The 12,940-nt window shown below is 67.8% G+C and carries 12 protein-coding genes and 1 riboswitch; of the genes, 8 read left to right on the top strand and 4 right to left on the bottom strand.

Translation table 11 applies throughout. The features are described 5' to 3' along the window. On the top strand, positions 1–1,259 hold a 1,259-nt coding region (locus tag KBW98_RS15170), incomplete at its 5' end, for a tetratricopeptide repeat protein (protein WP_229429220.1). Positions 1,260–1,277: 18 nt separating this feature from the next. Here the strand turns inward: KBW98_RS15170 and dapF are convergent. The 3 genes from dapF to KBW98_RS15185 are packed head-to-tail and all read right to left on the bottom strand — an operon-like array spanning position 1,278 to position 3,886. After that, on the bottom strand, positions 1,278–2,129 hold the full coding sequence (gene dapF, locus KBW98_RS15175) for a diaminopimelate epimerase (RefSeq protein WP_211520989.1): 852 nt from the start codon (positions 2,127–2,129) through the stop codon (positions 1,278–1,280). Positions 2,130–2,138: 9 nt separating this feature from the next. Beyond that, complete coding sequence (locus KBW98_RS15180) at positions 2,139–2,999, bottom strand: lipid A biosynthesis acyltransferase (protein ID WP_211520990.1); 861 nt, start codon at positions 2,997–2,999, stop codon at positions 2,139–2,141. Continuing rightward, positions 2,996–3,886 (bottom strand): lysophospholipid acyltransferase family protein, encoded by an 891-nt coding sequence (locus KBW98_RS15185; RefSeq protein ID WP_373888953.1) that lies wholly within the window; start codon positions 3,884–3,886, stop codon positions 2,996–2,998. Before KBW98_RS15185 ends, KBW98_RS15180 begins: the two co-directional genes overlap by 4 nt. A 144-nt stretch (positions 3,887–4,030) precedes the next feature. Here KBW98_RS15185 and metK point away from each other — a divergent pair, with 144 nt between their 5' ends. The 4 genes from metK (at position 4,031) to metF (ending at position 8,244) form a co-directional block, all read left to right on the top strand. Beyond that, positions 4,031–5,194, top strand: coding sequence for a methionine adenosyltransferase (metK, locus tag KBW98_RS15190; protein ID WP_211520991.1), 1,164 nt, complete (start codon positions 4,031–4,033; stop codon positions 5,192–5,194). Positions 5,195–5,442: 248 nt separating this feature from the next. Continuing rightward, a riboswitch (S-adenosyl-L-homocysteine riboswitch) is annotated at positions 5,443–5,515 on the top strand. Between the two features lie 29 nt (positions 5,516–5,544). Continuing rightward, entirely contained in the window at positions 5,545–6,957 is a 1,413-nt protein-coding gene (gene ahcY, locus KBW98_RS15195; protein WP_211520992.1) for an adenosylhomocysteinase, read from the top strand. A 113-nt stretch (positions 6,958–7,070) separates the two neighbouring features. Then, the gene (locus tag KBW98_RS15200) at positions 7,071–7,427 is read left to right on the top strand and encodes a phage holin family protein (RefSeq protein ID WP_211520993.1); all 357 of its coding nucleotides are present in this window, start codon (positions 7,071–7,073) and stop codon (positions 7,425–7,427) included. Further along, positions 7,414–8,244 carry a methylenetetrahydrofolate reductase [NAD(P)H] gene (gene metF, locus KBW98_RS15205; RefSeq protein WP_211520994.1) on the top strand — a complete coding sequence of 277 codons (831 nt, stop codon included), beginning with the start codon at positions 7,414–7,416 and terminating at the stop codon, positions 8,242–8,244. The genes KBW98_RS15200 and metF overlap by 14 nt, the downstream gene beginning before the upstream one ends. Before the next feature lie 113 nt (positions 8,245–8,357). Here metF and KBW98_RS15210 read toward each other — a convergent pair whose 3' ends face one another. Beyond that, positions 8,358–8,981, bottom strand: coding sequence for a 5-formyltetrahydrofolate cyclo-ligase (locus tag KBW98_RS15210; RefSeq protein WP_211520995.1), 624 nt, complete (start codon positions 8,979–8,981; stop codon positions 8,358–8,360). A 61-nt stretch (positions 8,982–9,042) separates the two neighbouring features. On the opposite strand from KBW98_RS15210, the gene KBW98_RS15215 reads away from it, so the two are divergent. From KBW98_RS15215 to KBW98_RS15225, 3 genes are all read left to right on the top strand, one after another. Further along, positions 9,043–11,055: a lytic transglycosylase domain-containing protein gene (locus KBW98_RS15215; protein ID WP_229429222.1), complete on the top strand. Its 2,013-nt coding sequence runs from the start codon at positions 9,043–9,045 to the stop codon at positions 11,053–11,055. Between the two features lie 7 nt (positions 11,056–11,062). Beyond that, the gene (locus KBW98_RS15220; protein WP_211520996.1) at positions 11,063–12,025 is read left to right on the top strand and encodes a complex I NDUFA9 subunit family protein; all 963 of its coding nucleotides are present in this window, start codon (positions 11,063–11,065) and stop codon (positions 12,023–12,025) included. A 193-nt stretch (positions 12,026–12,218) separates the two neighbouring features. Continuing rightward, entirely contained in the window at positions 12,219–12,938 is a 720-nt protein-coding gene (locus KBW98_RS15225; RefSeq protein ID WP_211520997.1) for a glutathione S-transferase family protein, read from the top strand. Positions 12,939–12,940 lie beyond the last annotated feature (2 nt).

Genomic DNA, 12,940 nt, shown 5'->3' on the forward strand with positions numbered 1-12,940 from the left:
TTCCGTCCGCTCCCGTGTCCGCCCCGCCGCCGCGTGGTCCCGGCGCGCCGTCCAGCTGGCTGCAGCGCGCCGCCGACAGCGGCGTGGCGTCCGCCCAGTTCGTGGTGCTCGAGCAGGCCTGGGACGCCGGCCAGGCCAGGGACTACCTGGAGCGCGCACTGCCGCTGGCGCGCGAGCTGGTGCGGCTCAGGGCCGAGCAGGGCGAGCTGCGGCGCTTCGCGCCCGACGAGATCGCCTTGTTGTCGCGCTGCGCCCGCCTGCTCGACGGCGGCGCCCTGGGCCTGGCGCCGGGCCCGGGCGAGCCCGACTGCTTCTGGGAGCTGGCGGCCGCCGAGCATGACCGCCATGCCCAGCTGGCGATGGGCTTGCGCTGCGCGCGGATGCAGGCCGACGGCCGCCGGATCGCCGGCGGCAGGGGTGGAGAGCGCAGCGCCCCGGCCAACTTCAGGAAGGCGATCCGCTGGCTGAGCCTGGCCGGCGAGCAAGGCCTGGCCGAGGCCTGGTATGCGCTGTCGCGCATCTATATCAAGCCGGAATTCTCCCAGCGCAATGTCGCCGATGCGCAAAAATACCTGGAGCGGGCGGCCGGGATGGGCTACCGCGAGGCCCAGCTCGAATGCGGCCACAACGCCTGGCGCGCGCGGCGCGAGAACGAGAACAACGACGTGCGGGCGGCCTACTGGCTGCAGAAGGCGGCGGCCCAGGGTTCGGGCGAGGCTGGCGCGCTGCTGGCGCGCATCGCACCGCGTCCGGCCACGCCCCTGTACAAGGAAACCGGCGCCCTGCTGGCGGCGCGCACCGGCGCGGCGCGCAGCGCCCTGCAGCGGGCCCATCCGCTGCTGAGCGCCAGGCTGGAGCTGGCCGCCCTGTTCGGGCTGACGCGCGCCGAAGCCCTGCTGCTGGACGTGAAGGCGGCCGACCAGGGACATTGCCTGGTGATCGATATCCGCGCCAGCTATGGGCGCAGCAAGCGCCGCCTGGTGCTGGTGGAGCCGGGTGCCGAGCGCCTGGCGCTCGACCGCATCGTGCGCATGTTCGAACATGTCGATTGCGGGCCGTCCGGGCCCGAAGGCAATTACCGCCAGCGCCTGTACCGCCTGCGCACCGTGCTGGGTACGGCGGCGCCCGGCGAGGAGGACGAGGCGCCGGCATCCGGGGCAGGGATGCCCGCCGCGGCGCCAACCACAGGAACGGCCGGGACAGGATCGTCGGGGACGGGAGCGCCTGGCGGGACGGCGGACATCGGCCTGGCGGCCTGAGCGCCGGCGACAGGGGCGTCAGATCTCGACTTCGCCTTCGAATACGGTCACCGCGGGGCCGCTGAGGTAGACCGGCTGGCCCGGTCCCGCCCAGGCGATGCTCAGTTCGCCGCCACGCGCCGACACGCGCACCGGCGAATCGAGCAGGCCGCGGCGGATGCCGGCCACCACCGCCGCGCAGGCGCCGGTGCCGCAGGCCAGGGTTTCGCCGGCGCCGCGCTCGAACACGCGCAGGCGGATGTGATGGCGGTCCAACACCTGCATGTAGCCGGCGTTGACCCGCTTCGGGAAGCGCGGGTGGGTTTCGATCAGCGGGCCGGTCTGGGCCACCGGGGCGCTGTCGACGTCGTCGACTACCTGCACCGCATGCGGATTGCCCATCGAGACCACCGACACGAACACGGTCTTTCCCTGTACCGGCAGCGGCCACAGGGTGTCCTCGCCCTCGGCCCAGCCGGCCAGGCCGGCGGCGTCGAAGGGTAGCTCGCTTGGCTCCAGGCGCGGCGCGCCCATGTCCACCGTGATGCTGCCGTCCTCTTCCATGCGCGGGTTGATGATGCCCGACATGGTCTGGACGCGGATGCTGCGCTCCCGGCTCAGGCCCTTGTCGACCACGAAGCGCACGAAGGCGCGCGAGCCGTTGCCGCACTGTTCCACTTCGCTGCCGTCGTTGTTGAAGATGCGGTAGCGGAAATCCACCCCCGGCTCGCTCGGGCGCTCGACGATCAGGATCTGGTCTGCGCCGATGCCGAAGCGGCGGTCGGCCAGGCGCCGCCACTGTTCGGTGCTGAGGGAGACGTCCTGGTTGATGGCGTCGACCACGATGAAATCGTTGCCCGCGCCGTGCATCTTGGTGAATTTCAGTTTCATGGCAGCTTGTTAATAGAGCGAAGGCTCGCCCGGCGGGCGGGTCTTGAAACGCTTATGGGTCCAGAAATATTGTTCCGGCGCTTCGCGCACGCGGTCCTCGATGAAGGCATTCATGCGGCGCGTCGCCGCGACCATGTCCTCGCCGGGATAATTCTCCCACGAAGGGTAGAACACCACACGCCAGCCCTCGTAATTCGGCAGATAGGTGGCGATCACCGGGATCACCTTGGCGCCGGTGGTGGCCGCGATGCGGCCCAGGGCCGTCAGGGTGGCGGCCGGGACGCCGAAGAAGGGCACGAACTCGGCATCCTTCTCGCCGAAGTCCATGTCGGGCAGCATGAAGTAGGGCAGGCCGTCGCGCAGGGCGCGCAGGATCGGCTTGATGCCTTCCTTGCGCGTCACCAGGCGCACCGGGCCGTAGCGTTCGCGCCCGTGGCGCAGCAGCTTGTCGAAGGCTTCGTTTTTCTGCGGCACATACATGCTGCATACGGGGATCACGCGCGCGGCCACGCCGGCCACGTCCAGGCACACGAAGTGCGGGCACAGCAGGATGGTGGGGCCGGCTTCCATCTCGGCCTGGGGCACCGCGGGCTCGACCCGGATCAGGCTGCGCACGCGCTCCTCCGGCGCCCACCACAGGATCGAGCGCTCGAAAATGCTGCGCGCATACGCGCGGAAATGGCGGCGCGCGATGTCGCGGCGCTGGGCCTCGTCCAGTTCCGGCATGCACAGGCGCAGGTTGGTCAGCGCGATGTGGCGGCGCTTGCCGAGAATCAGGAACATCAGGCTGCCGACTGACTCGCCCAGGCGCCCCAGGATGGGCAAGGGCAGGAAGTGCAGCAGCCACATGAGGAAGATCAGGGCCCTCATGCCGGCACCTCGGCGTCCGGCGCCGCCACGCCTTCCGGCTGCTTGTAGCGGTTATAGCTCCAGAAATACTGGGCCGGGCAGCGCGCGATCAATTGCTCCATGGCGCGGTTGATGGCGGCGGCCTGCTCGGCCGGGGGGCCCGACAGCTCGCCTTCGAAGGGCACGAAGCGCACCGTATACCCGGCGCCGCGCGGGCGCCGCTCGGCATAGACCAGCAGGATGTCGGCCTTGCCCAGCTGGGCCAGCTTGGCCGGCAGGGTCATGGTGTAGGCGTTGCGGCCGAACCAGGGCGCCCAGGCGCCTTCGCCTTCCTGCGGCACCTGGTCGGGCAGGATGCCGATCGGCTGGCCGCTTTTCAGGGTCTTGGCCAGGATGCGCACGCCGGCCAGGGTGGCCGGGGCCAGGTGCAGGTTGTGGCGCGCGCGGGCGCCTTCGACCAGGGGCTTGAGCGCGCTCTTGCGCGGCGGCCGGTACATGACGGTCAGGGCGGTATGCAGCGCGATCTGCTGCGCGGTCATCTCGAAACAGCCGAGGTGTGGCGTCAGGAACACAATCCCGCGGCCGGCGTCCAGCCTGGCCTGGACCAGTTCCCAGTTCTCGACGCTTGCATGACGGGCAACACGCTCGGGCCGGGCGCACCACACGAAAGCCAGCTCGACGATCGCCTTGCCGGCTTCGGAAACGGCCGCGCGCCAGTGGGCCTCATAGCCGGCCTGGCGCAGGTTGGCGCGCAGGCGGCGCCGGTAGGAGGGCGACAGCCCATAGACGAGCCAGCCCAGCGCCGCTCCCAGGGCATGCAGGACTGGCAAGGGAAACACGGACAGGATACGGAAGAGGACGACTAGCATGCGATTGATCAGGTTTGAAAGGTGTGCGAGTTTCCACACCAAAATTCACAAGGAGCGTAAAATACCACTTTATGCAGGATCCGCCGAGTTAATGACAACTTGCGAAGCGGAATATAAATGTCGCTAAAGCGTCGCAGGCACGAGTTGCTGCGGCAGTTTTTTGACCAGTAACTTGGAGCCCGAATGTCCAACGACTACCTCTTTACTTCCGAATCCGTCTCGGAAGGCCACCCCGACAAGGTCGCCGACCAGATTTCCGACGCCATCCTCGACGCCATCCTGGAACAGGATCCGCGCGCGCGCGTCGCTGCCGAAACCCTGTGCAACACCGGCCTGGTGGTGCTGGCCGGCGAAATCACGACCCACGCCAACGTCGATTATATTCAGGTCGCGCGCAACACCATCAAGCGCATCGGCTACGACAACACTGAGTACGGCATCGACTACAAGGGTTGCGCCGTGCTGGTCGCCTACGACAAGCAGTCGCCGGACATCGCCCAGGGCGTGGACGAAGGCGCCGGCATCGACCTCGACCAGGGCGCGGGCGACCAGGGCCTGATGTTCGGCTATGCCTGCGACGAAACCCCGGAACTGATGCCGGCCGCTATCTATTATTCGCACCGCCTGGTCGAGCGCCAGTCGCAGCTGCGCAAGGATGGCCGCCTGCCATGGCTGCGTCCGGACGCCAAGTCGCAGGTCACCCTGCGCTACGTGAACGGCCGCCCGGTGGCCGTCGACACCGTGGTGCTGTCGACCCAGCACGCGCCCGAGATCAGCCACTCGCAGATCCAGGAAGCGGTCATCGAAGAGATCATCAAGCCGGTCCTGCCCCGCGAATGGCTGGACGGCACCAAGTTCCTGGTCAACCCGACCGGCCGCTTCGTCATCGGCGGCCCGCAGGGCGACTGCGGTCTGACCGGCCGCAAGATCATCGTCGACACCTACGGCGGCGCGGCCCCGCACGGCGGCGGCGCGTTCTCGGGCAAGGACCCGTCCAAGGTCGACCGCTCGGCAGCCTACGCCGCCCGCTACGTGGCGAAGAACATCGTCGCCGCCGGCCTGGCGCGCCAGTGCCAGGTGCAGGTCAGCTACGCCATCGGCGTGGCGCGCCCGATCAACATCACCGTGTACACCGAAGGCACCGGCGTGATTTCGGACGAGAAGATCGCCCAGCTGGTGATGGAACACTTCGACCTGCGCCCGAAAGGCATCGTGCAGATGCTCGACCTGCTGCGCCCGATCTACGCCAAGACCGCGGCCTACGGCCACTTCGGCCGCGAAGAGCCGGAGTTCACCTGGGAGCGCACCGACAAGGCGGCGCTGCTGCGCGCGGAAGCGGGTCTGTAATAGTTGCGAGCGCAGGCGTTCGTCTGCGCGAACAAACCTGGATCCCGGCCTTCGCCGGGATGACGTTTTGACGATCGTGGCCGAAGTTGCTTACGTGGTCTTCATCCTACTCTTACCAACGTCGTCCCGGTGAAGGCCGGGACCCAAGTTCGCAGCACACACTTGGAACGTCTCCTTGCACCCCCTCCGCAGCAAGCAATCAAACAACACCTCGGGCCCACCTTCAGCACACTCGTGTTAAACTAGCCCATTCCGAGGAGCGTTGCGACGAAGATGTTCATCTTCGCCAGGCTCGGATATCAGCAACTGCGCTCACGTTACTTTTTTCTAAACATTGAAAGGAGGGCGTGATGAGCGCCGTACTCAAAGAATCCCCCGATTACCTCGTCGCCGACATCTCCCTGGCATCCTGGGGCGAGAAGGAAATCCGCATCGCCGAAACCGAGATGCCGGGCCTGATGGCGATCCGCGAGGAATACGCCGCCGCCCAGCCGCTGAAGGGCGCGCGTATCGCCGGTTCCCTGCACATGACCATCCAGACCGCGGTCCTGATCCGCACCCTGGAAGCCCTGGGCGCGCAAGTGCGCTGGGCCTCGTGCAACATCTACTCGACCCAGGACCACGCCGCCGCCGCCATCGCCTCGGTCGGCACCCCGGTGTTCGCCGTCAAGGGCGAGACCCTGGACGAATACTGGGAATACACCCACCGCATCTTCGAATGGCCGGGCGACAACCACGCCAACATGATCCTGGACGACGGCGGCGACGCCACCCTGCTGCTGCACCTGGGCGTGCGCGCGGAAAAGGACATCTCGGTGCTGGACAAGCCGGGTTCGGACGAAGAGATCTGCCTGTTCAACGCCATCAAGGGCCGCCTCGCGCGCGATCCGGCCTGGTACTCGAAGCGCCTGCCATGCATCAAAGGCGTGACCGAAGAGACCACCACCGGCGTGCACCGCCTGTACCAGATGCACCAGGACGGCAAGCTGGCCTTCCCGGCGATCAACGTCAACGACTCGGTTACCAAGTCGAAGTTCGACAACCTGTACGGCTGCCGCGAATCGCTGGTGGACGGCATCAAGCGCGCCACCGACGTCATGGTGGCCGGCAAGATCGCCGTCATCGCCGGCTACGGCGACGTGGGCAAGGGCTCGGCCCAGGCCATGCGCGCGCTGTCGGCCCAGGTCTGGGTCACCGAGATCGATCCGATCTGCGCCCTGCAGGCCGCGATGGAAGGCTACCGCGTCGTGACCATGGACTACGCCGCCGAACACGGCGACATCTTCGTCACCTGCACCGGCAACTACCACGTCATCACCGAGCAGCACATGCTCAAGATGAAGGACCAGGCGATCGTCTGCAACATCGGCCACTTCGACAACGAAATCGAAGTCGCCGCGCTCAAGAAGTACGAGTGGGAAAACATCAAGCCGCAAGTCGATCACGTGATCTTCCCGACTGGCCGCCGCATCATCCTGCTGGCCGAAGGCCGCCTGGTGAACCTGGGCTGCGGCACGGGCCACCCGTCCTACGTGATGAGCTCCTCGTTCGCGAACCAGACCATCGCCCAGATCGAACTGTTCAGCAACACCGCGCAATATCCGGTCGGCGTCTACACGCTGCCCAAGAAACTGGACGAAAAAGTGGCGCGCCTGCAGCTCAAGAAGCTGAACGCGCAGCTGACCGAACTGACCGAAGAGCAAGCAGCCTATATCTCGGTGAGCAAGGAAGGCCCGTACAAGCCGGAACACTACCGCTACTGATCCGGTAGTTCCGCTGTACCGCCACGCCGGGCCGCACGCTGTTGCCGCGGCCCGGCGTCTTCCCCAAGCCGGGCGTGCCCCCGCACGCCCGCGTACCACGAAAGCGATGCCCGATGCGCCTGCTCCTGACCTGGCTGATCAATGCCGCCGCCCTCATGGCCCTGCCTTACCTGATGCACTCCGTCCAGATCACCAATCTGAGCACGGCCTTCGTCGCCGCGCTGGTGCTGGGACTGGTCAATACCCTGATCCGTCCCGTGCTGGTGGTATTGACCCTGCCGGTGACCCTGGTGTCGATGGGCCTGTTCATCCTGGTGATCAACGCCTTGCTGTTCTGGCTGGTGGCGCACTGGATCGAGGGCTTCGAGGTGGCGGGGTTCTGGTCGGCCTTCCTGGCGGCCATCCTGTACAGCATCATTTCGTGGGCGCTTTCAACCTTGCTCCTCTCAGACAAAGATGGAAACTCCTAATTTCAGTATCGAGTTCTTCCCGCCCAAGACGGCTGAGGGCGCGGAAAAGCTGCGCGCCACGCGCCAGAAGCTGGCCGAGCTGCAGCCCAAGTATTTTTCGGTGACCTTCGGCGCCGGCGGCAGCACCCAGGCCGGCACCTTGCAGACCGTGCTCGAGATCCAGCAGGAGGGCATTGATGCGGCGCCTCACCTGTCCTGCATCGGCGGCGACCGCGACTCGATCCGCGCCATCCTCAAGCAGTTCCAGGACCACGGCATCCGCCGCCTGGTAGCCTTGCGCGGCGACCTGCCGAGCGGCTACGGCGGCGCCGGCGAGTTCCGCTACGCGAACGAGCTGGTCGAATTCATCCGCCAGGAAACCGGCGACTGGTTCCACATCGAGGTCGCGGCCTATCCCGAGATGCATCCGCAGGCGCGTTCGCCCCAGGACGACCTGCAGAACTTCGCGCGCAAGGTCCAGGCCGGCGCGAATGCGGCCATCACCCAGTATTTCTACAACGCCGACGCCTATTTCCAGTTCGTCGACAACGCGCGCAAGCTGGGTGTCGATGTCCCGGTGGTGGCGGGCATCATGCCGATCACGAACTATACGCAGCTGATGCGTTTCTCGGACATGTGCGGCGCCGAGATCCCGCGCTGGGTGCGCCTGAAGCTGGCCAGCTACGGCGACGACAGCGCCTCGATCAAGGCCTTCGGCCTGGACGTGGTCACCGCCTTGTGCGAACGCCTGCTCGCCGGCGGCGCGCCGGGGCTGCATTTCTACAGCATGAACCAGGCGGTGGCGACTACCGCGATCTGGCAGCGGCTGGTGAAGTAATCGACGCCGCTTGAACGCGTCGGCAGGAGACCTGCCAACCCTACCGTAGGGTTGGCGGCTATGCCGCCGACGCGTTCAACTCGCTTTCGCACACCCGTGACGACACCGGTCGATCACGTTTCCTCGGTAATCACCCGATCCAGCGGCACGTCATGCACGTCGCCCGCGAATTCCGCCAGCTGGCAGGCATACGCGATCCCCAAGGTCCGCGGCCGCGGCTGCGCCTCCAGCGTGCGGTCATAGAACCCGCCCCCATACCCCAGCCGGTATCCTTGCGCGTTGAAGCCCAGGCAGGGCACCAGCAGCGCCGGCGGCCTGGCCACCAGGCGCAGTTCGGCTGGCACCGCCACGCCCAGCCGGTCGGTCACGGTCGGCTCCCCCGGTATCCATTCGGCAAACCCGAGCGCCGCGTCGCGCGCCAGCACCACCGGCAGCGCCAGCCGTACGCCTGCCTGCGCCAATTCCGCGTAGGCTGGACGCAAGTCCGGCTCGCCCGCCAGCGGCCAGTACACCCCCAGCATCGCCTGGGGATCGGCCTGCCACCAGGCCAGCACCTGGGCGCCGATGCGGTCGTCCCAGGCCAGCCTGGTGGCGTGGTCGATGGCGCGGCGGCGCGCCTTGAGCGCGCTGCGCAGGGCGGATTTGTCCTGTTGTAGAAGGTCATCAGCGCTTGTGATGACCTCGGTGCCGTCTGGCAGAGCGCCGGATGCGCGTGGTATTCTTGAATCGCCGGTCATGGTTTGAATGCAGCGTACTTTGAGAGTTCTGATGTTTCGATCGAGTTTGACAGCCGGCGTCTTGCCGACCGCTATTGCCCTGCTTCTGGCCCTTGCATGGATGCCGCCTGCCTCGGCCCAGGAAGACCCCGAGGCCCCCCAGCCCGAGCAGGCGCCATCGTCCGTGCAGCCCGTGCCGCCCGGCGCGCCGACCGTGCCGGGAGCGCCAGCCGCGGACCCCAGGGCCGACGACGACAGCAACTTCCTGCTCCTGCGCGAAGCCGCGCGCCAGAACGACAGCGCGAAGATCCAGGCCCTGGTGTCGCGCCTGCCAGCGCAGTATCCGCTGGCCTCCTATGTCGACTATTATCGTCTGAAACCACGCCTGCGCGAGGCCGCGCCCGAGGAAATCCGCGAGGTGCTGCGCCGCCACGAGGGCAGCGCCATCGCCGAGCGCCTGCGCGCCGACTGGCTGCTGGAGCTGGGCCGGCGCCGCGACTGGAGCACTTTCGAACGCGAGGCGGGCACGCTGGCCCAGAACGGCGAGCTGCAGATCCGCTGCTACGCCTTGCTGGCGCGCGCCAGCCGCGGCGAGCAGGTCCTGCAGGAGGCGCGTGCGCTCCTGACCAACCCTCCCGCCTACGGCGAAGCCTGCGCTGCCCTGATGGCGCAGCTGGCGCAGGCCGGCCAGTTCACCGAAGCCGACCTGCTGTGGCAACTGCGCCTGGCCGGCGAAATGAACGCCACCGGCCCGGCGCGCCGCACCGCCTTGCTGCTGGGGGCCTCGGACACCCGCGCGGCGCAGGCGGTCGACCTGCCGGCCGTGGCCATGGCGCGCGGCATCGGCAAGACCCGCGCCGAGCGCGCCATCTACCTGGTCGCCCTCGGCCGCATGGCGCGCTCGAGCCTCAAGCTGGCCAGCGTCGCCCTGAACAAGAACAGCCCCAAGCTTTCGCAGGACGAGCGCGCCACCGGCTGGGCCAACCTGGCGCTGGCCGCTTCGATCGGCCTGTCGCCGGAGGCGGACGACTACTGGCGGCGCGCCAACGGCGCCCGCCTGACCAATGAGCAGATGCAGTGGAAGACCCGCATCGCGCTGCGCAACGGCGACTGGAAGGGCGTGCGCGCCGCCATCGAGGCGATGCCCGCCGGCCTGCGCGCCGAGCCGGCCTGGGTCTACTGGCTGGGCCGCGCCTACAAGGCCGAAGGCCGTGCCGAGCAGGCGCGCGAGCTGTTCGAGCGCATCGCCGTGCAGTCGAACTTCTATGGCCAGCTGGCGATGGACGAACTGGGCCGCATGGTGACGGCGCCGCCGCCGGTGGCGCCGGTCACGGCCCCGGAGCTGGCGCAGGCGGCCGCCAATCCGAGCCTGCAGCGCGCACTCAAGTTCTATGCCTTGCGCCTGCGCGCGGATGGCAACCGCGAATGGAACTGGGCCTTGCGCGGGATGTCTGAACGTCAGCTGCTGGCCGCGGCCGAATTCGCGCGCCGCAACGAGCTGCTCGACCGCATGGTCGAGACCTCGCTGCGCACGCGTACCGAGCTCGACTACGCCCAGCGCTTCCCCGCGCCCCACCTCGAGATCCTGCGCCCCACCGCGCAAGACCTCGGGCTGGACAAGGCCTGGGTGTATGGCCTGATCCGCCAGGAGTCGCGATTCATCCAGGACGCGCGCTCCGGCGTCGGCGCCTCGGGACTGATGCAGGTGATGCCGTCCACCGGCAAATGGGTGGCCGCCAAGATCGGCCTGGACAACTTCGTGCACGACATGTTGAACGACCTGCGCACCAACATCACCTTGGGAGCGAACTACATGAACATGGTGCTGGAAAACTTCGACGGCTCGGAGGTGCTGGCCACCGCCGCCTACAACGCCGGCCCGGGACGCGCGCGCGCCTGGCGCGGCCTGCTGCGCGAACCGATGGAGGGCGCGGTCTTCGTCGAGACCATCCCCTTCTCCGAGACGCGCGGCTACGTGCGCAACGTGATGGCCAACGCCACCAACTACGCCGCCGTGTTCGACAACAAGCCGCAATCGATCAAGACGCGCCTGTCCACGATCCAGCCGCGCGGCAGCAGTTCCGTCCTGCCCTGAGACCGCCATGGGCCCGCTCAAGGTGGTCGCGATCGGCGCGACCGGCTTCATCGGCTGCCATCTGGTGGCGCGGCTGGCCGAGGAGGGCGTCGATGTCATCGTCCCGGCGCGCCACTACGAAAGCGCCAAGCAGCTGACCCTGCTGCCTGACGTCGACCTGCGCGTGGCGAATATCCACGACGACAAGGTGCTGCGCGGCCTGATGGAAGGCTGCGACGCCGTGATCAACCTGGTCGGCGTGCTGCACGGCGGCCATGGCCGGCCCTACGGCGAGGGCTTCCGGCGCCTGCACGTCGACCTGCCGCACCGCATCGCCGCCGCCTGCGCCGACCTGGACGTGGCCCGCTACCTGCACATGAGCGCCCTGGGCGCGAGCCCGCACGGCGCCTCGATGTACCAGCGCTCCAAGGCCGACGGCGAAGCCGCCGCGCGCAGCCGGCCGCAGGTAGCTGCCACCATCTTCCGGCCCTCGGTGGTGTTCGGCCCGGGCGACCATTTCCTGACCATGTTCGCGCGCCTGCAGCGCCACCTTCCCGTGGTCCCGCTGGCCTGCGCCAATGCGCGCTTCCAGCCGGTCTATGTCGGCGACGTCGCCAGCGCCTTCGTGCGCGCGCTGGCCCAGCCGCACACGCGCGGCGCCGTGATCGAACTGGGCGGCCCCCGGGTCTACACCCTGGCCGAACTGGTGCGCCTGGCCGGCCGCTACGCGGGCTGCGAACGCACAGTGGTCGGGCTGCCCGGGTGGATGGCGCGCCTCCAGGCGGGCATGTTCGAGATGCTGCCCGGAGATCCCGTCATCAGCCGCGACAACCTCGACTCCATGAAGACCGACAACGTGGTCGATCCGGCCACGAAGGCCTTGACAGCGGAGGCGCTCGGAATCAAGCTCACACCGCTCGAGGCCGCCGCGCCGCACTATCTGGCGGCGAGGGATCCCCTCGACGCTTTCCGTGCCCGGGCAGGGCGCTGAACTCGTTTTAGAATACGAATGTCATCGTTATCGTTACCGTAGGGTGGACGGGGTCATTCAGGCCAATGGCCTAAATGACGAACGTCCACGTGGTGATAGTCGGCAGCAAGCTCATCCGGCGCGAAATCGGAACCGATAACGATCACCGCGTGGACGGCAAAGCCGTCCACCCTACGAACCACACAGGAACGCCATGCAGACCATCGAACTCGACCCGATCCTCTCGCACACCCTGGACCAGGCACGCCGGCCGGGCCTCACGCTCGTCATCGGCAACAAGAATCTCTCGTCCTGGTCGATGCGTCCCTGGGTCGCGGCGGTCGCGTTCGGCATTCCCTTCACCGAGGTGCGCGTGCTGCTCGACCAGCCCGACACCTCGGCCAACATCGCGCGCTACTCGCATGCGGGCCGGGTGCCGGTGCTGCTGGCTGGCGACATGACCGTCTGGGACAGCCTGGCGATCACCGAATACCTGGCCGAGCAGTTCCCCGACAAGCACATGTGGCCGCAGGACGTGGCGGCGCGTGCGCTGGCCCGTTCCATCGTGGCCGAGATGCATTCGGGCTTTGCCGAACTGCGCGGCGCGATGCCAATGAACATCCAGGCCCACCTGCCGGGCCGCGGCCGCACGCCGGGCGCCCAGGCCGACATCGGCCGCATCTGCGAGATCTGGGAAGACTGCCTGTCGCGTTTCGGCCACCACCACTTCCTGTTCGGCGAGTTCTCGATCGCCGACGCCTTCTACGCGCCGGTGGTGACCCGCTTCCGCACCTATGGCGTGGCCCTGGCGCCCGCCCTGCAGGCCTATTGCGACCGCGTGCTGGCCCATCCGGCCGTCGCCCGCTGGGTGAACGAAGCCCTGCTCGAGGACGACCCGACCCCACTGCACGACGCCGAGCTGCCGGGCGACTGAGG

It is taken from the genome of Massilia sp. ST3 (assembly GCF_018119405.1).
In the GTDB taxonomy this organism is placed as follows: Bacteria; Pseudomonadota; Gammaproteobacteria; order Burkholderiales; family Burkholderiaceae_D; genus Telluria.

Bases quoted from the DNA above. Each gene is read 5' to 3' on its own strand.
- dapF (WP_211520989.1), bottom strand. From the start codon at position 2,129: ATGAAACTGAAATTCACCAAGATGCACGGCGCGGGCAACGATTTCATC.
- KBW98_RS15180 (WP_211520990.1), bottom strand. From the start codon at position 2,999: ATGAGGGCCCTGATCTTCCTCATGTGGCTGCTGCACTTCCTGCCCTTG.
- metK (WP_211520991.1), top strand. From the start codon at position 4,031: ATGTCCAACGACTACCTCTTTACTTCCGAATCCGTCTCGGAAGGCCAC.
- ahcY (WP_211520992.1), top strand. From the start codon at position 5,545: ATGAGCGCCGTACTCAAAGAATCCCCCGATTACCTCGTCGCCGACATC.
- KBW98_RS15200 (WP_211520993.1), top strand. From the start codon at position 7,071: ATGCGCCTGCTCCTGACCTGGCTGATCAATGCCGCCGCCCTCATGGCC.
- metF (WP_211520994.1), top strand. From the start codon at position 7,414: ATGGAAACTCCTAATTTCAGTATCGAGTTCTTCCCGCCCAAGACGGCT.
- KBW98_RS15210 (WP_211520995.1), bottom strand. From the start codon at position 8,981: ATGACCGGCGATTCAAGAATACCACGCGCATCCGGCGCTCTGCCAGAC.
- KBW98_RS15220 (WP_211520996.1), top strand. From the start codon at position 11,063: ATGGGCCCGCTCAAGGTGGTCGCGATCGGCGCGACCGGCTTCATCGGC.
- KBW98_RS15225 (WP_211520997.1), top strand. From the start codon at position 12,219: ATGCAGACCATCGAACTCGACCCGATCCTCTCGCACACCCTGGACCAG.